The following is a 21,826-nucleotide window of genomic DNA, read 5'->3' as shown; positions in this document are numbered from 1 at the left end:
CTCCTTGCTTGATGTCTTCAACGTCTGAAGCGGCCGGGGCGGAAGGGTTCCAGCGACATGGCCGGTGTTTCACCATCGATCACCTGCGCGATCAGTTGCGCGCTGGCGGCGGACAGCGTCCAGCCGAAGGTGCCGTGACCGGTATTGAAAAACAGGTTGTTGCGCTTGCCTTCGCCGATCACTGGCGGGCCATCCGGGGTCATGGGGCGAAAACCGGTCCACGACTCGGCGGCCTCGAAATCCGCCGCACCAGGAAAACGGGATTCAATGGCGCGCCGAATCGTCGCCAGACGGCTGCCGGGAATGCGTCGGTCCATATCCGCCAACTCGACGAAGCCGGTGGCTCGCAGGCGCGATCCCAGGCGCGTCGCCACCACCTTGTAGCGATCGTCGATGACCGTGGAGCGCGGCGCCCGTTCGGCATCGAGCAGCGGTGCCGTCAACGAATAGCCCTTGACCGGGTAGATCGGCAACCTGGCGCCGAACAGCTCGCCCAGGCGTCGCGACTGCGTTCCGGCACACAGCACGAAGGCATCGGCATCGATGCGCTCCGGCACCTCCAGGTCATCGGAACTGGGCTTGAGTCGCAGTGCGCGGATATGCCCCTTGTCGCGCATGGAATCGACGACTTGGGCACCATACTGAAAATGAATGCCGCGTTCCTCGCAGATCCTGGCCAGGGCCTGGGTAAAGCGATAGCAGTCGCCCGTGCCATCGCCGGGTAACCACAACGATCCAACGAGAGGACCATGCTCGGCAAGCGCCGGTTCACGCTCCAGGGTCGCCTCGGCATCCAGCGCCTCGTACTCGATCCCCAGTTCGTTAAGCAACCCGGCGTTGACCTGCAGCACCTTGGCACTCTTCGCATCGCTGGCCAGTTCCATCAGGCCGTGATGACCACTATCGAAGTCCAGCGACAACTCTTCCTCCAGGGCCTGGAAACACTGGCGACTGTAAGCACCCAACTGCAACATGGCGCGCTTGTTGATATCGAAGAGTCCCGGCGTCTGGGCAAAGCGCCAGGTGGCGACCAGAAAACGCAACGTCTCGGGAGTCGGCGGCAAGCGCATCTTCAGCGGTGCATCCTGCTGCAACAGCCAGGGAAGCGCCTTCTTGATCATCGCCGGAGATGCCCAAGGATAGACATAACCATAGCTACGCTGACCGGCATTGGCTCGGCTGGTTTCCATACCAGCCGCGTCCAGGCGCTCGATGACGGTGACTTCATGACCGCGTTCGCACAAGGCGTAGGCCGTGGTGACGCCCACTACACCCGCACCAATCACTGCGACATGCATGGCATGACTCCTGACCCCCTTACCCACCCATCGATCAACGCCCGCTGATGCGGTTGCAGTTCTTGGTAGCCCCAGGCGGCGATCTCGTCGTTCTGCGGATCGGGCACCTCGATGTCGCTGTCGGCCAGCACTTGAATCACCGCATGACCGCACAAGGGTACGTAGCCTTCGGAATATCCCCCTTCGTGGACCATGACCAGCCGCCCCTGGCAGCAGCGCTCCGCCAGGTCCTTGAGTTGTGCGGTCATCTCAGCGAACGCGGCACTGTTGAGCAACATCTTGCCCAAGGGATCCTTGGCGCCGGCATCGAAACCACAGGCCACCACGATCAGTTCCGGGGCGAAGGCCTCAATGACCGGTAATATTAGTTGAAGCATGGCATATCGGTAGGCCCCAATCCCACTGCCGGGCGGTAACGGCAGGTTGAGGTTGGCCCCCCGACCGGCACCCGCCCCGCGCTCGTTGAAGGTACCGGTATCCAACGGATAGTTGCCCGCCTGGTGGATCGATATCGTCAATACGTCGCGATCGTCGTAGAAAGCGGCCTGCTGACCGTTGCCGTGGTGCACGTCCCAATCGAGGATCGCCACGCGCTGGACCAGCCCCGACGTGCGGGCCTGCATTACCGCCACCGGAATATTGCCCAGCAGGCAGAACCCGCGCCCACGGTCGGCCTCGGCATGATGACCGGGCGGGCGGCATAGGGCATAGGCGTTGGTCAGCTCTCCCCTGGCCACGGCGTCGACGGCGGCGATGGCCAGCCCCGCCGACTGGCGAGCCGCTGTCAGGCTACCCGCCGTGTAGGGGGCACAGTCGCCGCCATCGCCGACGCCTTGGCGGCTGCCGGCTTCGAGGGCATCGAGATAGTCAGACGTGTGAAAGCGCTCCAGCGCCTGACGGCTGGCTGGAGCAGCCTTGCGCACCTCGAGCTCATCGATCAGCCCCGAGACCTCGAGCAGGTTCTTCAAGCGCCGCTTGCTTTCCGGGCTCTCCGACGCCGGCTGCGGCTGCAGGAATTCGTTTGGCGCCGCGAATACACCAATGGCGCCCGGATCATGCCAGAAGCAGCGTTCATGCCAGAAAAACCCGGTGGTTTTTCCCGCCCGTACGCTCATCGCCGGCCCTCGAGCTGCTCCCAGACCTCGATGGCGGCGGCCAGGTCCTCGAGCGACGCCCCTACCGACTTGAACACGGTGATTGCCTGCGGACCGCTGCGTCCCGGCTTGTCGCCGCGCATCAGCTCCGCCAGTTCGGCTTGAATCCTGTCGAACGCAAAGCGCCCCTCGTCGATGGCCTGCAGAATGTCACCCGCCTCGCCCTTGGCTCCCGCATAGGTGTCGACGAACACCTCACCGCGCTCGAAACAGGCGGCATCGCTTTCGCGCATGTTGGGGCGAAACGCGCCGACCAGGTCCAGGTGTGCTCCGGGCTTGAGCCAGGCCCCACGGACCAGCGGCTCGCTGGACAGGGTGGCGCAACTGACGATATCGGCCTCCCGGGTCGCGGCTTCCAAGTCATCGACTGACGCGCAGTCGAAACGGTCGGCATAGATGGTCGCCAGCTCCTGAGCCTTGGCCGGATTGCGCCCCCAGATCCGCACCCGTTTGATCGGGCGCACGGCGCCGTGGGCCTCGATCAACATCGGTGCCAATTTGCCGGTACCGACTATCAACAGTGTGTCGGCATCGTCCCTGGCCAGTTCCCGGGACGCCAGGGCCGAGGCTGCCGCAGTGCGTCGCCGGGTCAGCTCACTGCCTTCCAGGCAGGCCAACGGTCGCCCATGCTCACCCTCGCTGAGCAGGTAGACCCCAGCGATTGCCGGCAGCCCATGCTCGGCGTTCTGCGGGAACACGTTGACCACCTTCACACCGATATAGCCACGCGCTTCCCAGGCCGGCATCAGCAGCATGGTGGCCTCGCCGTCGTGACGCTGCATGGCATGGTGATGACGTGGCGGCGCCTCCACGCCATCGCGGAAAGTTCGCCCCAGGCGGTCTACCAATGCTGCCCACGACAAGGCTGCGGCGACTTGCTCGGCACCGATCATGTGGACGCCCTGCATGCTCATGGCTCTCTCCCGCTCTTGTTCAATGGCCTTCCATTCGATAGGTACGACGAAACCCTTCGAGAAACGCCGCCAGGTTGTGGCCAAGGCTGTTGGTAGGGTAGCCCCCTTCCTGTACCAGCACCACGGGTGTCGATAGTTGCCCCAGACGCTCGCCGACGCGGCTGAAATCCTCGGTCTCGAGTTGCAGGCCGGCCAGCGGATCGTCCTTGTGAGCATCCAGGCCCAGAGCCACCACCACGGCACTGGGATCGAAGTCGGCGAGACGCGTCAGTAGAGTTTCGAGCGCTGCCATGAACTCCGCCCCCCCGCTGCCCAGCGGCAGAGGCAGATTGGCGTTGGCACCTAGCCCCTGGCCGACGCCGCGCTCGTCCGCCCCACCCCAGAAGAAGGGGTAGAACTCCGCGGGGTCGGCGTGCAACGAACCGGTCCACACGTCACCACGGGCATAGAAGATGTCCTGGGTGCCATTGCCGTGATGCAGATCCACATCGACGATGGCGACCCGTTCGTGTTCTTCGCGAAGCACCGTGGCGGCGAGCGCCGAATTGTTCAGGAAGCAGAAGCCACCGGCGCGCTCCGGTCCGGCATGATGCCCCGGTGGGCGACACAGGGCATAGGCCACATTCTCGCCATTCAGCACCGCCTGGGCGGCCGCCTGGGCCGTCGCCGCACTGGCCAGAATGCCGGTGAAGCTGTCGGCACCGATCGGACAGGCCATGTCGTGCAGGTGCCAGCCGGCCTGCCCGACTGGATGTATCGGGTAGTGGTGGCCACCACCACAGGGATGCACATTGGGCGCCACCAGTTCGGCGGCTCCCGGTAGCTCGCGCCAGCGCGCGTGAATGGTTTCGAGGAAGGTCAGGTAGCGCGACGTATGGATCCGCGCCAGGCGCTCACGCAACAAGGGGGTGTCTAGCGTCGCCGGCGCACTCAACTCCAACCCCAGGCCTTGAATGGCGGCGCGTAAACGCTCGGCACGTTCCGGACGCTCCGGAGACGGTACCGGCGTCCCACGCAGCAGGAAGGTAGCCGGGGCATGGGCATCCTGAAATTCGCTATAGAACAACTTCATGGCAAAGAGCTCCTCACATACTAGTGAAGCAGCGACGGAATCCAAGTCGACAGTATCGGCAATGCCGCCAGCAGCACGATTACGGCAATGAACGACAGATAGAACGGCAGCGAAGCAATAATCGCGCGTTCGTAAGGTACCTGGGCGATACGCGCCGCCGTCATCAAGGTCATCCCCACCGGTGGCGTGACATTGGAAATGTTCAACACCACGATCATCAGGATGGCAAAATGCAGGGGATCGAAGCCAAGCTGGATCATCGCCGGCACGATCACCGGCGCCACCACCACCAGCGCCGGCAACACGTCCATCACGGTGCCGATGAGAATCAGCAGCACGCACACCAGCATCAGTTGCACGAACGCCGCGTCGCTGAAGGTGGTGATGATCGAGGCCGCATCACGGGCGATGCCCGAACGGGTGACGAACCAGCCCAGCACCGCCGAGGTCGCGAGCAGAAAGAACACCACGCCCGAGAAGCGCACCGTCACCACCAAGGCATGCCAGATCTTGGCAAGCGTCAAGTTACGGTAGAAGAAGGCCCCGATCAGCAACGCATAGACCGCCGCAAAACCGGACGCCTCGGTGATGGTGGTCAGCCCGGACAGGATACCCCCCAGGATGATCAGCGGCACGATCAGGGCGGGCAACGCCGCCAGGAAGGAAAAGATCGCTACCTTGAAGGGAATCGGCGCCTGCTTGGGATAGCCACGACGCCAGGCGATGACCATGCTGGTGACCAACAGCGCCGCCGCCATCAGAATCCCGGGGATGATGCCGCCGGCAAACAGGTCGATGACTGAAATGTCGCGTAGCAAGGACGCATAGACCACCATCACCACACTGGGCGGAATGATCGGGCCAATGATCGACGAGCAGGCGGTGATGGCGGCGGCATATTCGGCGTCGTAGCCCTGCTTCTTCATTTCGGGAATCATCAGCTTGCCGATGGCGACGGTGTCGGTGATCGCCGCACCGGTCAACCCGGCAAAGAAGACCGAAACCGTGACGTTGACATGCGACAGTGCGCCGCGAATCCGACCGAACAAGGCGTTGTTGAAGGTGATCAGTTTCTGGGTCAGCCCGCCTTGGTTCATCAATTCCGCAGTGAAGATGAAATACGGCACCGCAATCAGCAGAAAGCCCGACACGCCGGAGAACATGCGGTCGGCGATGATGCCCAGCATGCGTTCGCCGCCAAGGACGAAGCCACCCGCCAGCCCCGACATGGCCATCACCACGGCCACTGGCGCGCCGATCAACAGCAGCACCACGAAGACGATGATCGCTGAGGTCATGTGCGCTCCTCCACGTCGACGGTCTCGATCATCTCATCGATGAATTCATCCTCGTCGACAAAATGCTCCAGCAGAGCAAAGCCGTGTGCCAGATGAAACAGGATGATCACACCACTGACCGGAACCACGATCGCGGTGAAGCGATTGGATAGCTGGATGTTGTCCGAGATCATGTACAGCTGGGTGGCATTCAGGAAATAGCCCCAGCCATACCAGACCAGCAGGATCGCAAACAGGGCGATGACCGCCAGGCAAACAGCGGCCGCCGCCTTGACCAACACCCTGGGCAGGCTTCTGACCAACAGCGTCATGGCGACATGTTCGCCGTAACGCAAGGAAATAGTCATCGAAAGAAAACCGATCCACGGTAGAAAGATGCGCGCCAGGGAATAGGTCCAGCTAAGCGCACTACCGGTCATCAGCTTGTAGAGGAAGCCGGTAAAGGAGATGCCCAGCATGGCCAGGATGCAGGCCACGGAGAGCACGATGGCGACCCGATTGATGCCATCACTCAGGCGACGCAGAGGGGCGAGAAGCGGCATGGCGAGAATTCCGGAAAAGGTCCTGTAAATACCTCGGCGATACGTCATCCTTCCTGACGTATCGCCGAGGTGTGCCGTCGGCAAGACAGACTTACCGGCCCCAGTCATTGACCATAGTGCTGGAAGTCTTCCGTGGCGACTTTCTCTCCGACACGCTCGACTTCTGCCAGCAGGTTGTCGACACGCTGCGCGTCCATGCCGAAGTCCTCGACGATCCATTCCTGCCAGGCCGGACGCGCGATTTCCGCCATCCGCTGGCGTTCGCTCGCGGGCATGATGTAACACTCATCGAAGCGCTCGCAGGACTCTTCCCAGCTCGCCGTGGCCAGGGCGCCGGACATCCCGTGACTCATGGCGATGGCTTCCCGCGCCGAGGTGACGATGGCTCGCTGATGCTCCTCCGGCAGTTCCTGATACCAGGACTCGCTGACTACCCAAGGGGCGCTGTTGTAGACGTGCCCGGTCAAGGTGGTGTAGTCGGTGACCGCATCGAAGTTGAAGGTGGTATTGAGCACCGGCGCATTGAACTGGCCGTCGGCCAGTCCGGTTTCCAGCGCCGTGATCAACTCGCCCCAAGGCAAGGGCGTGGCCGACGCCCCCAGCGAGCGCATGATCGCCACATGCGCCGGATTTTCCTCGGTCCGGATATTGAGCCCTTCCAGATCCTCCACGGTGCGGATCAAACGCTCGTTGTTGGTGAAGGCCACGAAGCCGCCACCGTCATCGAAGGTACCCAGGTAACGCATGTTGGCTTCCTCGATGGTCCCGGCCATGAAGTTGGCGAACCATTCCCCGTCGAAGAAGGCCCAGGCCTGTCGCCAGTCGTCGAACAGAAAGGGCGCCGTGACAAGCTGGTAGTCATCGTAGAAGGACGACATCGCCCCGGCCGACATGATGGTCGACTGCAATGTGCGCCCGCCCTGTACTTCGGAGCCGTTCTCGACCTCGGAGCCAAGCTGCCCACCACCGAAGAGGGAGACCTCGACATCGCCGTCGGTGCGGGTTTCCACCAGGTTCTTGAAGTGCACCAGGGCCGGATAGATCGCGTTGTTGCTCATGCTTTCCGGCAACTGCGTGGCGATGACCATCTCAAAGGACTGTGCCTGGACCTGGGTGGTGGCAAGCGCCAACGGCAAGGCCGCCAATGCCAGCGTCCTGGTCAAAACCGATTTCATGCTCATGGACCCTTCCTTTCGTTGTTTTTGGGAGTGCAGACGACAATTTGCGCCTATTGCTTATCAGGCTATGACGCGATTCTCGGGGCTGCTTGCCCATAACTACGAAAGATTTGCCCCAGACTCAGCACTGTGCCGTGTCCAGGGAACTCAACAGGGAGGGCGTCGGTTCAGTTCACAGCACGACGATCCGCCAGGGGGGACATCTTGAAACGTCGGAGGTAGGCACGCGAGAAACTGCCCTGGTCGCGAAAGCCAACCAGCGAAGCGACCTGACCCAGTGCCAGGTCGGTATGTCGGACCAGGGAGAAGGCGTGATCGAGCCGGCGGCCCTGCACATATCCCAACGGCGTCATGCCCGTCACATCACGAAAGCATGCATGGAAATGACCGATGCTCAGTGCACATAGACCGGCCAGGGTCTCGACACGAATCTCGTCAGCCAGATGTGCATCGATATACGCGTCGATCCGCGACAGGTCTAGGCGGCGGCGACATCGACCACTCCCCGATGAACCGAACATGTCGTCGGGCAGACGCTCATCATGGAGTTCCAGATAGATCGCACGCAGGATCAGTGCGGCGATTTCGCTTTGCAGCTCAGGAAAGTGATCGACTTGCTGCATCAACGAATCGGCGAGCCGATGCAACTTTGGCGACACGGTGAAAAAGCGTGGCCGTGTGAAAAGGCGATTGATTTCATCGCTACAGGAGAGGACCGGCAGGCTGGTCAATGGCACATCCAACACCAGGGTGCGGTTGCGGTCATCTCCCTGGTACTCGTGATGATAGGTGGTCGGGATCAGACAGCCCCGCTCACCGGTCACGAACTCGCCACGGCCTTCGATACTGAGTTCCGTGCACCCCGACGTCGCCAGAATCAGCTGGTGAAAGCGGTGCTCATGCGAAATATGGTGCCGTGTCAGGGTGCAGGCACGCAGATGGAAGAATGACATGGCGCAAGGACTTTTCCGGTGTCATTGTTATCTTTTGTATTCTCCCACCATACGCCAGTCAGTAGTCGATGCCAATGAGATTAGGGTGCTAGCAACGCCCCTTCTTCGCCTGACCCGGCGGACAGAACCCACCACGACCGCGCCTTTCGTAATAGTAATGATCATGGTCCCAGTCGTCGTCGTCGTAGTAATAACGGCGACTGTGGTGATAATGACCGTCGTGACCGTCGATTTCGATCAGCGGTTCCGGGGTTATCCGAGCGGGGCTATAGCTGCAGCCAGCCATCAACAATGTACCGCTCAGCACGATAAGGGTGACAAGCTGCGTGGAAAGTTTCATGAATGAGTGCCTCACGAGGATCATGGAATCGGCTCCTGTCCCCCTGCGTTCCTCATCGGTCGCCTTCTTATGCGCTGTGCCAGGACAGCACGCCTTTCGGCACAGGGCAACTCGAACAGCGTTTCCTAACTAGTATATCCATACTCCGGGGTCCCTCCCAGCGGACAATGCGCAACAATTGCGCAACCTCACTTTCTCCCGAAACCATCAAGGGCATGCTGATGGCATGCCCTTGAGGCGGGTCGTGAGAGTATCGGCCTTCAACAATTGCCTTTCTTGGCCTGCCCCGGCGGACAGAAACTACCGTGGTTGTGTCCACCCCGGTCGTCGTCGATCACGATCAGCGGTTCGGACTTGATGCGGGCAGGCTGATAACTGCAGCCAGCAACGAACAGTGCCGCGAACAACACAACGCTCAGGGCCATCAGGGGCTTATGCATGGGTGATCCCTTTCCCTCTGGTTATATGGGTGTTATTGAATTTACCTCCTCATTCTAGCGAATGAGAGCTCACGGCGAAAATGTCTCCAGATAGCGACCCTACTACCGGCAACAGCTTTCGAAGCAACCTCAGAGAACGGGATTTGCCCATATGGCGCCGTTCACTCCTGCCCTCGGATGGCCGTTGCCGTCATCATTCCCCACAACCAATCAATCTTGTAGCGCTCGACCTCCACGTTTGCAAACTCCGCCCCGACAAGCAATTCACGGCATTCATCGCTGCGATAGGTACGGAAGTGTCCGGGGTCGAAGATTTGCAGGAAGACGTTACACAGACGGCAAGTCAGATAGTCGTCGCACCAGTCGACGATGACCACACGCCCTCCAGGCTTCAGAATCCGATGCATTTCCCCCAAGGCACGCCGAGGCTCGCGGATATAGTGAAATACACTGGTCGATACCACCGCATCGAACTCCGAGTCACTGAAGGGTAAGGCTTCGGCGGAGGCCTCTTTGAGCTCGACGTTCGGCCCGACGCGGTGACGGGCAATCTCAAGCATCTCACAGGAGAGATCGATACCGGCCAACCGAACACCCGGCATCTCGCGTGCCAAGGATGCCAGCAACACCCCGGTCCCGCAGCCGACATCCAGCACCCCGTCGCCTGTAGCCAAGGCGAGCCAGCGCCGCGATTCACGGACCGACGCATCGATATATTTTGCCCAACGACTATCGTAACGCGGTGCCAGCTTCGAATATTCGCGGCGCAAGGAGTCGTATCGATAGTGCTTCATGGGGGGCTCGCTCCGCGCACCGCCCTTAGCCTTGCAAGCCAAGAAACGGCAGGATCGACACCCCCAGCACGATGGCGGCTGCCACGATGAAGAGCAAACAACGTAACGGTTGCTGCGACAGCTTTCCCCAGAGCGTCGGCGCCCGTCCCTGAGCCTCGAGCTCGGCATGCGCCTGGCGGGCGCGGGCCGTGAGTTCCGCCTGGTATTCGTCGATCACCGAGCGGGCTGCCGCCGCCTGGGAGTCGTCCTTGAGCCAGATGGCGGCCACCGACAAACGCCAGCGTCCGGCACTGGTTTCGTAGAAATCGAACTGGTGTTCACGTAGCAACTGCCGAACTTCCTCGGCTTCCTGATCCGGCACGTCGCGAAGCTTGAACAGCAAGACTGCCATGAACGACTCCCGGCCCTTGGCACTGCAATATCCCCCGAATGCTACTCCTATCCTACCGCACCGCCGTCACCCGGCAACCGCTCCAGGTTGACCACGTTGCCGTTCGACGCGGCCCTGTCCACGGTCGACAATGAAGACACAACCAGCAACGGTTCGATGGTCTCGAGGAGAATCCCATGCGTTTCGCAATCTATGGCACGGGTGGTGTGGGCGGCTATTTCGGCGGACGCCTCGCCGAGTCGGGTGAGGATGTCACCTTCATCGCCCGAGGGGAGCATCTGTCGACCATTCAGCGCGACGGTCTGCGGGTAAAAAGCATCAATGGCGATTTCGTGATCTCACCGGCCCAGGCCACTGACGATCCGCTATCGGTCGGTGAGGTGGACTGCGTGATCGTGGCGGTGAAGGCCTGGCAGGTGAAGGATGCCGCCGAGGAGATGCGCCCGATGATCGGCCCCGAGACCTTCGTGGTACCACTGGAGAATGGCGTCGAGGCCCCGCAGCATCTCGCCGAGGTGCTGGGCCGGGCGCCGGTGCTCGGTGGTCTGTGCGGCATCCTCGCCTACCGCGTTGCGCCGGGGGTGATCCACCATGCAGGGGTTGACCCCTTTGTGCGTTTCGGCGAACTCGACAACCAGCCCAGCGAGCGCACCCAGCGCCTCAAGGCGACTTTCGACCGGGCCCAGGGCGTCCATGCCGAGATTCCCGATGACATCAATGTCGCGATCTGGAGCAAGTTCCTGTTCATCTGCGCCATGAGCGGCGTCGGCGCCGTGACACGGGCACCGATCGGCATCTGCCGCAGTCTGCCGGAAAGCCGCGAGATGCTCGAACAGGTAATGCAGGAGATCTGCCAGGCGGGCCGGGCCACGGGGGTCGCCCTGCCCGAGAACGCCATCGAGCGTGCCATGACGTTCATCGACTCGCTGCCCGAGACCAGCACGGCCTCCATGCACCGCGACATCATCGAAGGCTTTCCCTCGGAACTCGATTCCCAGAACGGCGCCGTGGTGCGGCTCGGAGAGGCAGCCGGCGTGGCAACGCCGGTCAATGCCACCATTCATGCCGCCCTGCTGCCGCAGGAGCTGCGAGCCAGAAGACAGCTCAACTTCTAGTCATGACAGCGGCGTCCCAAGGCATCGCCATCTCGGGAGATTCGGCCAACCGAGCTAGGCCGAAGGAAGGCTCAATGCGCTGTTACCGGACCTTGCCCCCGTGACGATGGGCGACTTTTCCCTCAAGTCTCACTGCTACTCTCCTCCTGACACCCGCTATCCTTGAGGTTCGGATCACAGCGATATCCGAATACCAACATAGCAGTCACCGCGCAACGTTTCGGAAACTGCCTTGGAGGAAACATGAGCGGACACTTCTATTTCGAGATTCAGGCCGATGACACCCAGCGTGCGGTAAGCTTCTATGGCACGCTCTTCGGCTGGCAGTTCGACAAGGTCGAGGGACTGCCCGTCGAATACTGGCGTATCGATACCGGAGGAACGGGGGGCGGTTTGCTCCAGCGCCCAGCGCAAACGCCACCTGCCGAATGCGGCACGAATGCCTTCGTCTGTTCGTTCGAGGTAGACGACTTCGAGGAGACGGCCCAACACATCGCACGGCTTGGCGGACAAGTCGCCCTGCCCAAGTTTGCCGTGCCCGGCCGCTGCTGGCAGGGCTACTTCCTCGATACCGAGGGCAATACCTTCGGCATCTTCCAGGTCGACGAAGCGGCAGAATGACAATGGCTCACACACGTTCGCCGGCCGAGCCCAGCTTGACCGGCGCTTTCAAATCCCTTTGAACATCCTCTCGTTATAGATCGCTGCGTGCTTTTCAAGCAGTCGAATCTTCGAGACGTCAGGATGCATGGGGTTGACGACCGCGATATTTTCCATACCGCCTGCCACGGCACAGCTCGGCACCAACAGCACCAATTTTTCTCGTTGCCGTAGCCACTGCGTGCCTAGTTGCTGGATAGACGATGGGTAGGAAAAGTCGGCCCAATCAACGGGTAGCTGATCGACAGACCAAGTTTCCACCTCGTCATCAGGCACCTCGAAAACCGCTAGCCGATAGTTGTCGGGAAGATCACGCGGCGAAGGGACGTAGTTTCCGAGCTCCAGCATCGCCACACTGGGTGAAGTGCCAAAATAGAGCACGGCCACACCAGCCGAATTCCACCCGGCACCATCACGATAGCTGCCGCCCATGCCACTCATGTTGCCGATGTGCTGGTCAGGCCCGATTCTGAACAACCGCATCAACTGAATTCCCCGTACTCGACCTTGCGAAGCACTTCACGAACGAGTTGACGTCCTTCGAAGGTGTCGAACAGATCGAGTGGCTTCTCACCGGATAGTGCGGGGATCGACGTATTCAGCCAACGCAACGCCTTGTCTCTGTCACCGAATACCTTGATGGTCTGGTAGTAGACCCGCAGCACGTCCAGCACTTCTTCGCTGTCGGTACGGCTCAACGCCTTGCGCTTGTAGAACCGGTGCAGGTTGCCGGGGGTTGTCTCCAACAATCTGACGAACAACTCCCGGTTGTCGCCCAAGGCATGGATGGCCTGTCTGACGACGCTACCCGAAATCCCCTCTCGCACTGTCTGGATGAAGGCAACCTTGTCGCAATATACCGCGGGAGGCACCTTCACTCCCTGGATGCCCTCTTCGCGGTCGCCGCCTTTCTCTATTACATCCATGACAAGCCCCTCGCATCAGCCTCCTGACACTTTACATCATTTTGAAGCAATGGACTCGTCAAAATGCAAACCAGGCGATTCACGTCTCAGCGGATGTCCGGTCGATTACCGTTAGTAGGCTGTGACTGCCCAGGAACGGAAAGCTGTCAGGTTCTCGACTTGCGCTTGCCGGCCTGGGCGCGCAACGCAGCATCGAACGAGCGGCGCGCCCAGGCGGCGGCCAGTTCGCGATCCTCGAACAGGTCTTCCGGGGCTTGATAGTAGGCGATCTGTATCACCTTACCGCCCTTGTCGTACTCGAAGGGTCCAAGCCCTTCCCGCTCGAAGTCACCGACGTTCTCCGCATCTGCCTTCAGGTAAAGCGTCTCGTCGGAGACCAGCGCAAACATCAGGCCGTCGTGATAGATGCCATGGCCACCGAACATACGGTGTGCCGTGATCGGCCCGAACCGTTCGAAGACATCGTGCAGATAATCGGTGTACTCACTCATCGACTCCCTACCCCACTCGCCGAGATACGCCTCTAGCCTGACCGATCCTCCATGCCCACATTCGCATCGGCCAGGAGAACCGTCAGATGCTTGTACAATGTAATCGTACACGCACTTTCCCGACAGCAAGCGATGCAAGACCACGAATGGCTCGACAGGAGCGAGTTTCCCTTTGCCCCGCACTACCTTCAGCTAGCGGCAGGTCGCATGCACTACGTTGACGAAGGCAGCGGGGAACCGGTGGTCTTGCTTCACGGGAACCCGACCTGGTCCTTCCTGTATCGCCACCTGATCAAGCAGTTGCGTAGCACACACCGCTGCATTGCCCCGGATTATCTGGGGTTCGGACTGTCGGACAAGCCTGCGGACTGGTCCTACAAGCCAAAGGATCACGCTGCCAACCTGACGCGTCTCATCGAGACGCTTGGTCTCGATGGCATCACGCTGGTCATGCAGGACTGGGGTGGACCGATAGGGCTTTCCTATGCCCTCAGCCATCCTCGGAACGTTTCGCGGCTCATCCTCATCAATACATGGGCTTGGCCCGTCAACCATAACGTTCATTACATCGCCTTCAGTGCTTTCATGGGCGGGCCAATCGGCAGACTCCTCATTCGTCGAGGCAACGTCTTTGCTCGAGTACTGCTGCGCCAAGCCTTTGGCGACAAGACCCGACTGAGCAGGCAAGCACACGCGCATTATCTCCATCCCCTCGACAGCCCCAAGGACAGAAAGGGGTGTCTCGTCTTTCCCAAGGAAATCCTCGGCTCATCCGCATGGCTCGCAGAGTTGTGGCAAGAGATTTCCGTCCTGCGTGACAAGCCGGTGCTTCTGGTGTGGGGGATGAAGGACATCGCCTTTCGCGAGAAGGAACTGCAACGCTGGCAGCAGACATTTCCACACCATCGGGTGGTTCGTTTGCCCTCCGTCGGACACTTCGTGCCAGAAGAAGCGCCGGAGCGCCTCTCTGAAGCCGTAACGAGGTTCTTGCATGAAGGTGTTGACGAATAGATTGACGGGCATGGTCAAGCGCTAGGTACTTGCCAACCGCTCCACCGCTTTGCGGTGTGAAACTGCGTGGACTATTCTTGTTCCGCTCCAGGTGGAATACGCCATGTTATGTATGGCCGTTAGGGAAGCGCTGATTTATGTCGCGAGCGATGAGAGGTTGGCTGCCGCCGGAGCGCAAGAACCGGAGTTTACGCGGTGTTAAATGAGGATTCTGAGCACCGCCGGCAGTCAAGATATCGAGCGCAGCAATAAATCAGTGTTTCCTTAGCGCATGAAGGGACCGGCTCAGATGAGGGCAATGCCATGTCCGGCATGATTCTACTGGGTACTCGCAAGGGCACTGTCATATTCGATCGTATCAATGCCGGGTGGCGTCCTCGTCCAATCCTGCATGCGGGCATTCCTGTTTGTTACGTGGCACGCGATCCGCGAAACGACACGCTGTGGGCATCGCTGGACCACGGCCACTGGGGACCGAAGCTGTCCCGTTCTCGCGATGGAGGCGGGACGTGGGAGGAAGTGGCATCGGTCAAGTACCCTAAAGGCGCCCGCTACATCCTCAAATACCTGCCTACCCCCGATTTCGATCCGGAGGCTCCGACCGGCCAGCCGGAGTATGCCGACGCGTCCGTATACAAGATCTGGAATATCGGGTTTGGCAGCGACAGTCAGCCAGGTCGATTGTACGCTGGCACGATCCCGGGCGGTTTGTTCGCCAGCGATGACGACGGTGACACCTGGGAACTCAACCGCCCGCTGTGGAACCATGACACCCGGGGTGGCGACTTGTTCGCGGGCGATGCGACGAGTGAGAACCAATGGGGCGGCACGCCGGCGAGTATCGATTACGGTGTGTTCGAACCAGGTATCCATTCGATCATTGTCGATCCTCGCGATCCGGACCATCTGTATGTGGCGGTCTCCTCGGCCGGGGTACTGGAGACGACCGATGGCGGCCGGACCTGGACAGGACGCAATCGCGGTATGTTGATGGACTACCTACCGGACCCCGCCGCGGAGTGGGGGCATGATCCACACTTCGTGACCCATTGCCCCCGGCAGCCGGACCATCTCTGGCAACAGAACCACTGTGGTGTCTTTTACAGTGATGACGGTGCACGAAACTGGCGGAAAGTCAGTAGGCCGGACATGGGCGTGCACTTCGGTTTCCCCATCGCGGCGGATGCGAATGACGGGCGTACCGCCTGGGTCGTACCGGCCCAGGCGGACTCGGAACGCATGGCGATTGAAGGTGGCCTGTTCGTTGCCCGGACAACCGATGGTGGCCAGTCCTGGCAATCGTTCCGCCAGGGCCTGCCGCAGGAAAATGCCTACGACGTTGTCTTGAGGCATGGTCTGGACATATCGGGCGACAGCCTGTGTTTTGGCAGTACGACCGGTAATGTTTACTTATCGGAAGACCGCGGCGAAACCTGGCAATGCCTCGGAAATAACCTGCCGCCGGTCTATTCAGTACGGTTTGGCTGAGCATCATGACGACTGTTGAAATGACATCGCACCTGTACCGGTACTTTCCGCAGTTGGAAAACCGAACAATCCAGGTACCGGCCGGCTCGGTCTCTGAGGTCCTGAAGGCGGTCGACGAGATCGCCCCGGGGTTTACCGATTACGTGCTCGATGATCAGGGCGGACTGCGTCGGCATGTGTTTCTCTCCATTAACAATGCGCTGGTGGTGGATAGAAAGACACTCTCCGATCGGGTCCAGGATGGGGGAACCGTGTATATATTTCAGGCGTTGAGCGGGGGCTGAGGGCTGAGCTTTCACGCCAAGCACCCACCATGAGCGGTACGGGGCGTCCGGCCGTCAGTCGGCCTCTCCCAGGCGCTCGATCAACCCCGGCAGCACCGCCTCGAGGTCGAAGCCAGGTAGCACCTCACCCAGGGCCACATGGCTCTCGGGTTGGAAGCGCTCGGAGGCGCCAATAGCCTTCTGGAAGGCATTGACCACGTCGACCAGCGATTCGGGCGTGTCGCCCACCTGCATGGCACCGTGGGCCAGCATCGCCATGTCGCGACTGCCGCGTACCCGACGCCAGCGTTGGGCGGTGCCGACCAGCTTGCGCCCGGCGATGCGGACATTGAAACGCCCATCGCAGTAGGCGCCGGAAACCGAACCGAGATCGGCGTCGGCGACACCCAGTTCGGCGAGCCATTCGCACCAGGGCTCGCCGAGGCGTCTGTAGCCCCATTCCAGGTGGGCCGCCGAGCTGCCCACCTGGCAACGCAGCGCCAATGCCACATTGATCACCGCCGGCGACTGGGGCACCGGCGTACCACCGGTGGCTCGAAACAGGATCGGCCAGCCCATGTCGTGGAGGATGCGACGCGCTTCGGGAAAGCCCGTCACACGCTCATGACGGCGTGGCATCACCAGTGCTCGATCAGTGGACGACCAAGCCACCAGCCCAAACCGGCTTTCGCCCTGACAGATCGACTCCAGCAACGCTTCATCGAGCGCCAGGCCGGCTTCGACCGTAGGTCGCTGCAGCATCCAGCCGGCTTCATCGACAGTCGGTGATATCGTCATGCATCCTCTATCGAGCCAATTCATCGTCGAAGACATCCGGCGCCAAGCCCTCGATCCGTTCGCACAGTGCGTCCAGGAAGGCGGCCGCCGGCGCACCATTGACGGCACGGTGGTCGAAGGTCAATGACAGACCGATGAAGTCGGCGGCGCGCCAGCCATCCGATAGTGGCACGGCCCGGGTTTCGACACCACCGATGCCCAGGATCGCCACCTGGGGCACATTGAGAACGGGCGTGAAATGATGCACCCGTGAGCGTCCCAGGTTGGAGACCGTAAAAGTGGCACCGGTCATCTCGCGTACCGTCAGTTTGCCGGCCTGCGCGCGCTCGACCAAGCTCTGGCGTGCCGCCGGCAGCTCGCCCAGGGTCAGCCGCTGGGCATCGAACAGTGCCGGCGCCACCAGTAGATCCCCGGCCAACGGAATCGCTAGCCCCAGGTGCACGGCATCGAACTCGGTGATGCGATTGTCCTTCAGAGTGGCATTCAGCGCCGGAAACTCCGTCAGCGTCTGTATGATCAGGCGCAGCAGGACATCCTGCACCGAGGGCGGCTTGCCGGCCACCTTGTGCCGGTAACGCAGTGCCTGTACGGCGGTGAGATCGGCACTGGCATGATGGGTCAGTTGCGCCGTGGACTGCAGGCTGTGGAGCATTTTCGAAGCGATCATGCCGCGCATGCCACGCAATGGCATCACTCTCGAAGACGGCGCCCCTGATGCGTCTGGGTCCGCCCCCTCGGGGACGGATGGGGCAATGTCATGGGTTTCCAGTTTCATGTAAGCCTCCTGTCACCCGTTTAGGGTGGCGATGGTGTCGCCCTTCTCCACCACCTCGTCTTCCTGCTTAGTGATGGCCAACACGCCGGCGGCAGGCGCTTCGATCTCGTACTGGGCCTTCTCGACCATCACCTCGGCCACCAGGTCGCCTTGCGCGACCTCAGCGCCATCGTTGACCAGCCAGGCGGTGATCACACCTTCGCTGTCGCCTTCCCACAGGGCGTCGGGTACGGTAATTGCGGTACTCATCGGTGATATATCTCCTGATTCAACTCAACATCATCTGGTGGAAGGCGTCGACGATCTTGTCGGCATTGGGCAGCGCCCACTGCTCCATGGTCGGCGCAAAGGGAATCGGAATGTCCGGGTAGGCGACACGCCGTGGCGCGGCCTTGAGACAGGCATGGTCGTGCTCAACTACACTGGCAATGATCTCGCCGCTAACGCCATAGCTGTGATAGTCCTCATCGACCACGATCAGGCGTCCGGTCTTGGCCACCGAGGCGCGAATCGTCTCGCGATCCAGCGGCACCAGGCTGCGCAGGTCGACCACCTCAGCGGAGAAGCCTTCGTCCTCCAAGGCGTGGGCGGCACGTAGGCAGTGATGCACGCCGGCAGCGAGGCTGACCAGTGTCACGTCGTGGCCCTCGCGCACCACGGCGGCCTTGCCGATCTCGAGCGTGTAGCTCTCCTCGGGGACTGGTACGGTGGCGCCCTTCTCGGTACCCAGCCAGCCCATGCCTTGCAGCGACTTGTGGTACATGAACACCACCGGGTTGTCGTCGCGGATCGCCGCGGTCATCAGGCCCTTGGCGTCATAGGCGTTGCTGGGTACCACCACCTTCATGCCCGGCAGGTGGGCGAAGGTGCCATACAGGCACTGGGAGTGCTGGCCGGCGTCGGAGTAGCCGCCGCCGGTGGAGGTCATCAGCACCATCGGCACCTTGACCTTACCCCCGGAGAAGTAGGTGTTCTTGGCCATCAGGTTGTAGATGGCGTCCATGCATACGCCGAAGAAGTCGACGAACATCAACTCGACGATGGGCCGCATGCCATCCGAAGCGGCCCCCACGGCGGCACCAATGAAAGCGGTTTCGGAGATCGGCGTATCGCGCACGCGCTCGGCGCCGAATTCGTCGTAAAGGCCGCGGGTATTGCCGAATACCCCGCCCAAGGGACCGACATCCTCGCCCATCACGAAGACCCGCGGGTCGTTACGCATTTCCTGGGCAGTCGCCTCGGCCATGGCCCGGGCGATGGTCAGCTTGCGGGTACCGGCACTGGTGGTTGTCATGCTCATGGTGATTCTCCTGGCGTTAGACGAAGACCATCTCGAGGGCCGCTTCGGGAGGCAGGAACTCACTGTCCTGGGCAAAACGGATGGCAGCCTCAATACGGGCATGTGCTTGCTCGACCAAGTCGGTATCCGAGATGTCGTCGAGCAGGTCGGCATCGAACAGTTGCTGGCGATAACGGGGAATCGGGTCGCGCTGCTTGAGGCCTTCCTTCTCACCCTTGGGCCGGTAGTCCTCGCCGTCGCCCATGAAGTGACCGGCAAGCCGTGCGGTTTCGATCTCGATCAGTGTCGGGCCTCGGCCTTCGCGGGCGCGGGCGATGGCTTCGCCGGCGGCTGTGAAGATCGCTTCCACATCGTTGTCGGCCACGTGCACACCGGGCATGCCATAGGCGCTGGCTCGTTGGTCGTTGCGAGGCACGGCGGTGGAGGCCTGCTTGGCCACCGAGATGCCCCAGGCGTTGTCCTCGATGACAAACACCACCGGCAACTGCCACACCGCCGCCAGGTTGAGTGCCTCGTGGAAAGCGCCCTGATTGGCGGCACCCTCGCCCATGAAGGCCACCGCCACGCCGGGCTTGCCCTGCAGCTTTCTCGACAGTGCCGCACCCACCGCCGGGCCCAGGCCTTCGCCGATGATGCCCGAGCAGGAGAAGTTCACCTTGGCGTCGAACAGGTGCATGTGACCGCCCCGCCCGCCGGAAAGCCCAGTCGCCTTGCCGAAGATCTCGGCGACCATGGCGTCGAGGTCGACGCCCTTGGCTATGGCGATGTGGTGCGGGCGATGGGTGGCGGTGACGGTGTCTTCCGGGTTGAGGTGCGCGCAGACCCCCACCGCGCAGGGCTCCTGGCCGTTGGAAAGGTGCATCTCGCCGGGGATCGGCCCCTTGGCCATGTTGAACACCGGCGTCTTGCCTTCCATGTAAAGGCTTTCAATACGCTCCTCGAGGTAACGGCTGAGCACCATGTGGCGATACATCCACAGCCGCTGTTCGGTGGTCGGTTGCATGTCAGAGTCTCCCTTCAGAGTTCGCGGCGCTGCATGCGCTCGGCGATGTATTCGGCCTGGCGCAGGGCCAGGGCGACGATGGTCAGGGTCGGGTTCTCGGCACCGCTGGTGGTGAACTGGCTGCCGTCGGAGACGAACAGGTTGTCGATGTCGTGGGTCTGCCCCCACTTGTTGACGACCCCATCCGCCGGACGCGCACTCATGCGATTGGTGCCGACGTTGTGGCTGGTGGGAAAATCCGGGACCAGGAAAGTGCGCTCGGCTCCCACTGCCTCGTAGCACTTGGTGGCCTGGGCCTGGCCATGGCGACGCAGCACCTCGTCATTGGGATGATCGCCCTTGTAGACGATCGGTACTGGCAAGCCGTACTGGTCCTTGCGGGTGTCGTGAAGGGTGATGCCGTTGTCCTCCATCGGCAGGTCCTCGCCACAGATCCACACCCCGGAGAGATGATCGTACTTGTCCAGCGCGCTGGTGATGTCGCGGCCCCAACCACCATTGCTCGGGTCCATGAACTTGGCGAAGAACGGCACGCCCAGCGACATCACCTCCAGGGTGTAGCCACCGACGAAGCCCCGCGAACGGTCGAGACGCGCCTCGTCGGAGATGATCCCGGCGAAGGTGGTACCACGGTGCATGTTCACCGGCTTGGGCATCACCCCGAACACGCAGGCGGTGGCATGGGTCATGTAATTGCGCCCCACCTGCCCGGAAGAGTTGGCCAGGCCATCGGGGAACAGCGAGGAGTTTGAATTGAGCAGAAGCCGTGGCGACTCGATGGAGTTACCGGCCACGCACACCACGCGGGCCTTCTGGCGCTGCAGGTTGCCTTCACCATCGGCATAGACCACACCCGCGATCCGGCCATTGGCGTCATGCTCGATCTGCAATGCCATGGCGTTGGGGCGCACCTCGCAATGACCAGTAGCCTCGGCACGCGGGATGTCGGTGTACATCGTCGACCACTTGGCACCGAAGCGGCAGCCCTGCATGCAGAAGCCGGCCTGCATGCACTGCGGGCGATCGTCGTAGGCCTGGGTGTTGATCGCCATCGGACCGGCACGCAGCTTCTGGTAGCCGACCCTCTTGGCACCCTCGGCCAGCACCTTGAAGTTGTTGTTCCACGGGTGGTACGGCATGCCGGTGGACTCGCCGGTCACGCCCATATGGCGCTCGGCCTGCGCGTAATAGGGCTCTAGCTCTTCATAACTGATCGGCCAGTCGAGCAAGTTGGCGCCGGCGATATCGCCGACCTCGCTATGCAGGCGGAATTCGTGGGGTTGGAAACGCAGTGCGACACCGGCCCAGTGAATGGTGCTGCCACCCACGCCCTTGACGATCCAGGCCGGCAGGTTGGGAAAGGTCTCGGTCAACTGACGCGGTCCGGCGGTGATGCGCTCATCGAGCCAGGAGATCTTCTTGAACATCTCCCACTCGTCGTTCTCGATGTCCTCCATGCGATAGCGCTTGCCGGCTTCCAATACCACACTGTTGATGCCCTGCTTGGCCAAGGCATGGGCCAGAGTGCCGCCCCCGGCTCCCGAACCGATGATCACCACCACGCTGTCGTCATCGTGCGAAAACTTGCCGCTCATGGCGTTTGCTCCTCATTTGTTGTTCTG

General features: G+C 61.4%; 26 protein-coding genes. 5 read left to right on the top strand and 21 right to left on the bottom strand.

Annotated elements, in window-relative coordinates; all coding sequences use genetic code 11:
- Positions 1-17: 17 nt before the first annotated feature.
- The 12 genes from ACFOEV_RS02930 to ACFOEV_RS02875 form a co-directional block, all read right to left on the bottom strand.
- Positions 18-1,298, bottom strand: a complete 1,281-nt coding sequence (locus tag ACFOEV_RS02930; protein WP_386771436.1) for a D-amino acid dehydrogenase — start codon at positions 1,296-1,298, stop codon at positions 18-20.
- On the bottom strand, positions 1,283-2,413 hold the full coding sequence (locus ACFOEV_RS02925; RefSeq protein WP_386771435.1) for a class II histone deacetylase: 1,131 nt from the start codon (positions 2,411-2,413) through the stop codon (positions 1,283-1,285). The genes ACFOEV_RS02930 and ACFOEV_RS02925 overlap by 16 nt, the downstream gene beginning before the upstream one ends.
- Complete coding sequence (locus tag ACFOEV_RS02920) at positions 2,410-3,360, bottom strand: ornithine cyclodeaminase family protein (protein ID WP_386771535.1); 951 nt, start codon at positions 3,358-3,360, stop codon at positions 2,410-2,412. Before ACFOEV_RS02920 ends, ACFOEV_RS02925 begins: the two co-directional genes overlap by 4 nt.
- Positions 3,361-3,385: 25 nt before the next feature.
- On the bottom strand, positions 3,386-4,438 hold the full coding sequence (locus ACFOEV_RS02915) for a histone deacetylase family protein (RefSeq protein ID WP_386771433.1): 1,053 nt from the start codon (positions 4,436-4,438) through the stop codon (positions 3,386-3,388).
- A gap of 20 nt (positions 4,439-4,458) precedes the next feature.
- Positions 4,459-5,736, bottom strand: coding sequence for a TRAP transporter large permease (locus ACFOEV_RS02910; RefSeq protein ID WP_386771431.1), 1,278 nt, complete (start codon positions 5,734-5,736; stop codon positions 4,459-4,461).
- On the bottom strand, positions 5,733-6,278 hold the full coding sequence (locus ACFOEV_RS02905) for a TRAP transporter small permease (protein WP_386771429.1): 546 nt from the start codon (positions 6,276-6,278) through the stop codon (positions 5,733-5,735). The genes ACFOEV_RS02910 and ACFOEV_RS02905 overlap by 4 nt, the downstream gene beginning before the upstream one ends.
- Before the next feature lie 104 nt (positions 6,279-6,382).
- Entirely contained in the window at positions 6,383-7,459 is a 1,077-nt protein-coding gene (dctP, locus tag ACFOEV_RS02900) for a TRAP transporter substrate-binding protein DctP (protein ID WP_386771427.1), read from the bottom strand.
- 164 nt (positions 7,460-7,623) lie between these two features.
- Positions 7,624-8,409: an AraC family transcriptional regulator gene (locus tag ACFOEV_RS02895; RefSeq protein ID WP_386771425.1), complete on the bottom strand. Its 786-nt coding sequence runs from the start codon at positions 8,407-8,409 to the stop codon at positions 7,624-7,626.
- 88 nt (positions 8,410-8,497) lie between these two features.
- Positions 8,498-8,749 (bottom strand): hypothetical protein, encoded by a 252-nt coding sequence (locus tag ACFOEV_RS02890; RefSeq protein WP_386771423.1) that lies wholly within the window; start codon positions 8,747-8,749, stop codon positions 8,498-8,500.
- 260 nt (positions 8,750-9,009) lie between these two features.
- A complete protein-coding gene (locus ACFOEV_RS02885) occupies positions 9,010-9,189 on the bottom strand; it encodes a hypothetical protein (RefSeq protein ID WP_386771421.1) in 180 nt (59 codons plus the stop codon).
- A 161-nt stretch (positions 9,190-9,350) separates the two neighbouring features.
- Complete coding sequence (locus ACFOEV_RS02880) at positions 9,351-9,983, bottom strand: class I SAM-dependent methyltransferase (RefSeq protein WP_386771419.1); 633 nt, start codon at positions 9,981-9,983, stop codon at positions 9,351-9,353.
- 25 nt (positions 9,984-10,008) lie between these two features.
- Positions 10,009-10,374, bottom strand: a complete 366-nt coding sequence (locus tag ACFOEV_RS02875) for a DUF6164 family protein (protein ID WP_386771417.1) — start codon at positions 10,372-10,374, stop codon at positions 10,009-10,011.
- Positions 10,375-10,550: 176 nt separating this feature from the next.
- Here ACFOEV_RS02875 and ACFOEV_RS02870 point away from each other — a divergent pair, with 176 nt between their 5' ends.
- Together ACFOEV_RS02870 and ACFOEV_RS02865 are read left to right on the top strand one after the other, a co-directional pair.
- Complete coding sequence (locus tag ACFOEV_RS02870) at positions 10,551-11,489, top strand: 2-dehydropantoate 2-reductase (RefSeq protein ID WP_386771415.1); 939 nt, start codon at positions 10,551-10,553, stop codon at positions 11,487-11,489.
- A gap of 243 nt (positions 11,490-11,732) precedes the next feature.
- A complete protein-coding gene (locus ACFOEV_RS02865; RefSeq protein WP_386771413.1) occupies positions 11,733-12,110 on the top strand; it encodes a VOC family protein in 378 nt (125 codons plus the stop codon).
- A 48-nt stretch (positions 12,111-12,158) separates the two neighbouring features.
- Here the strand turns inward: ACFOEV_RS02865 and ACFOEV_RS02860 are convergent, their stop codons facing one another.
- From ACFOEV_RS02860 to ACFOEV_RS02850, 3 genes are all read right to left on the bottom strand, one after another.
- The gene (locus tag ACFOEV_RS02860) at positions 12,159-12,632 is read right to left on the bottom strand and encodes an RES family NAD+ phosphorylase (RefSeq protein ID WP_386771411.1); all 474 of its coding nucleotides are present in this window, start codon (positions 12,630-12,632) and stop codon (positions 12,159-12,161) included.
- A complete protein-coding gene (locus ACFOEV_RS02855; RefSeq protein WP_386771409.1) occupies positions 12,632-13,075 on the bottom strand; it encodes an antitoxin Xre/MbcA/ParS toxin-binding domain-containing protein in 444 nt (147 codons plus the stop codon). The genes ACFOEV_RS02860 and ACFOEV_RS02855 overlap by 1 nt, the downstream gene beginning before the upstream one ends.
- Before the next feature lie 146 nt (positions 13,076-13,221).
- On the bottom strand, positions 13,222-13,566 hold the full coding sequence (locus ACFOEV_RS02850) for a TfoX/Sxy family protein (protein ID WP_386771407.1): 345 nt from the start codon (positions 13,564-13,566) through the stop codon (positions 13,222-13,224).
- Positions 13,567-13,698: 132 nt separating this feature from the next.
- Between ACFOEV_RS02850 and ACFOEV_RS02845 the strand changes: the two genes are divergently transcribed.
- From ACFOEV_RS02845 to ACFOEV_RS02835, 3 genes are all read left to right on the top strand, one after another.
- A complete protein-coding gene (locus ACFOEV_RS02845) occupies positions 13,699-14,577 on the top strand; it encodes an alpha/beta fold hydrolase (RefSeq protein ID WP_386771405.1) in 879 nt (292 codons plus the stop codon).
- Between the two features lie 303 nt (positions 14,578-14,880).
- Complete coding sequence (locus tag ACFOEV_RS02840; RefSeq protein WP_386771403.1) at positions 14,881-16,065, top strand: WD40/YVTN/BNR-like repeat-containing protein; 1,185 nt, start codon at positions 14,881-14,883, stop codon at positions 16,063-16,065.
- 5 nt (positions 16,066-16,070) lie between these two features.
- Entirely contained in the window at positions 16,071-16,349 is a 279-nt protein-coding gene (locus tag ACFOEV_RS02835; RefSeq protein ID WP_386771401.1) for a MoaD/ThiS family protein, read from the top strand.
- A gap of 54 nt (positions 16,350-16,403) precedes the next feature.
- Here the strand turns inward: ACFOEV_RS02835 and ACFOEV_RS02830 are convergent, their stop codons facing one another.
- From ACFOEV_RS02830 to ACFOEV_RS02805, 6 genes are read right to left on the bottom strand one after another with little or no spacing between them, the layout of a single operon-like run.
- Complete coding sequence (locus tag ACFOEV_RS02830) at positions 16,404-17,126, bottom strand: lipoate--protein ligase family protein (protein WP_386771399.1); 723 nt, start codon at positions 17,124-17,126, stop codon at positions 16,404-16,406.
- A 7-nt stretch (positions 17,127-17,133) separates the two neighbouring features.
- Positions 17,134-17,901, bottom strand: coding sequence for a 2-oxo acid dehydrogenase subunit E2 (locus tag ACFOEV_RS02825; RefSeq protein ID WP_386771397.1), 768 nt, complete (start codon positions 17,899-17,901; stop codon positions 17,134-17,136).
- 12 nt (positions 17,902-17,913) lie between these two features.
- Positions 17,914-18,150: a biotin/lipoyl-containing protein gene (locus ACFOEV_RS02820; RefSeq protein WP_386771395.1), complete on the bottom strand. Its 237-nt coding sequence runs from the start codon at positions 18,148-18,150 to the stop codon at positions 17,914-17,916.
- 19 nt (positions 18,151-18,169) lie between these two features.
- A complete protein-coding gene (locus ACFOEV_RS02815; RefSeq protein ID WP_386771393.1) occupies positions 18,170-19,201 on the bottom strand; it encodes an alpha-ketoacid dehydrogenase subunit beta in 1,032 nt (343 codons plus the stop codon).
- A gap of 16 nt (positions 19,202-19,217) precedes the next feature.
- Entirely contained in the window at positions 19,218-20,204 is a 987-nt protein-coding gene (locus ACFOEV_RS02810; RefSeq protein ID WP_386771391.1) for a thiamine pyrophosphate-dependent dehydrogenase E1 component subunit alpha, read from the bottom strand.
- A 14-nt stretch (positions 20,205-20,218) separates the two neighbouring features.
- Positions 20,219-21,799 (bottom strand): GMC family oxidoreductase, encoded by a 1,581-nt coding sequence (locus ACFOEV_RS02805; protein ID WP_386771389.1) that lies wholly within the window; start codon positions 21,797-21,799, stop codon positions 20,219-20,221.
- Positions 21,800-21,826: the final 27 nt, after the last annotated feature.

Origin of the sequence: Litchfieldella rifensis, from assembly GCF_042646605.1 — a bacterium.
Taxonomy (GTDB): domain Bacteria; phylum Pseudomonadota; class Gammaproteobacteria; order Pseudomonadales; family Halomonadaceae; genus Litchfieldella; species Litchfieldella rifensis.
Note: the sequence above shows the minus strand (reverse complement) of the source record. Positions and strands in the feature narration are given on the sequence as shown.

Bases quoted from the DNA above. Each gene is read 5' to 3' on its own strand.
- dctP (WP_386771427.1), bottom strand. From the start codon at position 7,459: ATGAGCATGAAATCGGTTTTGACCAGGACGCTGGCATTGGCGGCCTTG.
- ACFOEV_RS02930 (WP_386771436.1), bottom strand. From the start codon at position 1,298: ATGCATGTCGCAGTGATTGGTGCGGGTGTAGTGGGCGTCACCACGGCC.
- ACFOEV_RS02870 (WP_386771415.1), top strand. From the start codon at position 10,551: ATGCGTTTCGCAATCTATGGCACGGGTGGTGTGGGCGGCTATTTCGGC.
- ACFOEV_RS02835 (WP_386771401.1), top strand. From the start codon at position 16,071: ATGACGACTGTTGAAATGACATCGCACCTGTACCGGTACTTTCCGCAG.
- ACFOEV_RS02825 (WP_386771397.1), bottom strand. From the start codon at position 17,901: ATGAAACTGGAAACCCATGACATTGCCCCATCCGTCCCCGAGGGGGCG.
- ACFOEV_RS02820 (WP_386771395.1), bottom strand. From the start codon at position 18,150: ATGAGTACCGCAATTACCGTACCCGACGCCCTGTGGGAAGGCGACAGC.
- ACFOEV_RS02860 (WP_386771411.1), bottom strand. From the start codon at position 12,632: ATGCGGTTGTTCAGAATCGGGCCTGACCAGCACATCGGCAACATGAGT.
- ACFOEV_RS02880 (WP_386771419.1), bottom strand. From the start codon at position 9,983: ATGAAGCACTATCGATACGACTCCTTGCGCCGCGAATATTCGAAGCTG.
- ACFOEV_RS02840 (WP_386771403.1), top strand. From the start codon at position 14,881: ATGTCCGGCATGATTCTACTGGGTACTCGCAAGGGCACTGTCATATTC.
- ACFOEV_RS02885 (WP_386771421.1), bottom strand. From the start codon at position 9,189: ATGCATAAGCCCCTGATGGCCCTGAGCGTTGTGTTGTTCGCGGCACTG.
- ACFOEV_RS02910 (WP_386771431.1), bottom strand. From the start codon at position 5,736: ATGACCTCAGCGATCATCGTCTTCGTGGTGCTGCTGTTGATCGGCGCG.
- ACFOEV_RS02925 (WP_386771435.1), bottom strand. From the start codon at position 2,413: ATGAGCGTACGGGCGGGAAAAACCACCGGGTTTTTCTGGCATGAACGC.
- ACFOEV_RS02830 (WP_386771399.1), bottom strand. From the start codon at position 17,126: ATGACGATATCACCGACTGTCGATGAAGCCGGCTGGATGCTGCAGCGA.
- ACFOEV_RS02890 (WP_386771423.1), bottom strand. From the start codon at position 8,749: ATGAAACTTTCCACGCAGCTTGTCACCCTTATCGTGCTGAGCGGTACA.
- ACFOEV_RS02905 (WP_386771429.1), bottom strand. From the start codon at position 6,278: ATGCCGCTTCTCGCCCCTCTGCGTCGCCTGAGTGATGGCATCAATCGG.
- ACFOEV_RS02845 (WP_386771405.1), top strand. From the start codon at position 13,699: ATGCAAGACCACGAATGGCTCGACAGGAGCGAGTTTCCCTTTGCCCCG.
- ACFOEV_RS02855 (WP_386771409.1), bottom strand. From the start codon at position 13,075: ATGGATGTAATAGAGAAAGGCGGCGACCGCGAAGAGGGCATCCAGGGA.
- ACFOEV_RS02875 (WP_386771417.1), bottom strand. From the start codon at position 10,374: ATGGCAGTCTTGCTGTTCAAGCTTCGCGACGTGCCGGATCAGGAAGCC.
- ACFOEV_RS02815 (WP_386771393.1), bottom strand. From the start codon at position 19,201: ATGAGCATGACAACCACCAGTGCCGGTACCCGCAAGCTGACCATCGCC.
- ACFOEV_RS02895 (WP_386771425.1), bottom strand. From the start codon at position 8,409: ATGTCATTCTTCCATCTGCGTGCCTGCACCCTGACACGGCACCATATT.
- ACFOEV_RS02850 (WP_386771407.1), bottom strand. From the start codon at position 13,566: ATGAGTGAGTACACCGATTATCTGCACGATGTCTTCGAACGGTTCGGG.
- ACFOEV_RS02805 (WP_386771389.1), bottom strand. From the start codon at position 21,799: ATGAGCGGCAAGTTTTCGCACGATGACGACAGCGTGGTGGTGATCATC.
- ACFOEV_RS02810 (WP_386771391.1), bottom strand. From the start codon at position 20,204: ATGCAACCGACCACCGAACAGCGGCTGTGGATGTATCGCCACATGGTG.
- ACFOEV_RS02915 (WP_386771433.1), bottom strand. From the start codon at position 4,438: ATGAAGTTGTTCTATAGCGAATTTCAGGATGCCCATGCCCCGGCTACC.
- ACFOEV_RS02920 (WP_386771535.1), bottom strand. From the start codon at position 3,360: ATGCAGGGCGTCCACATGATCGGTGCCGAGCAAGTCGCCGCAGCCTTG.
- ACFOEV_RS02865 (WP_386771413.1), top strand. From the start codon at position 11,733: ATGAGCGGACACTTCTATTTCGAGATTCAGGCCGATGACACCCAGCGT.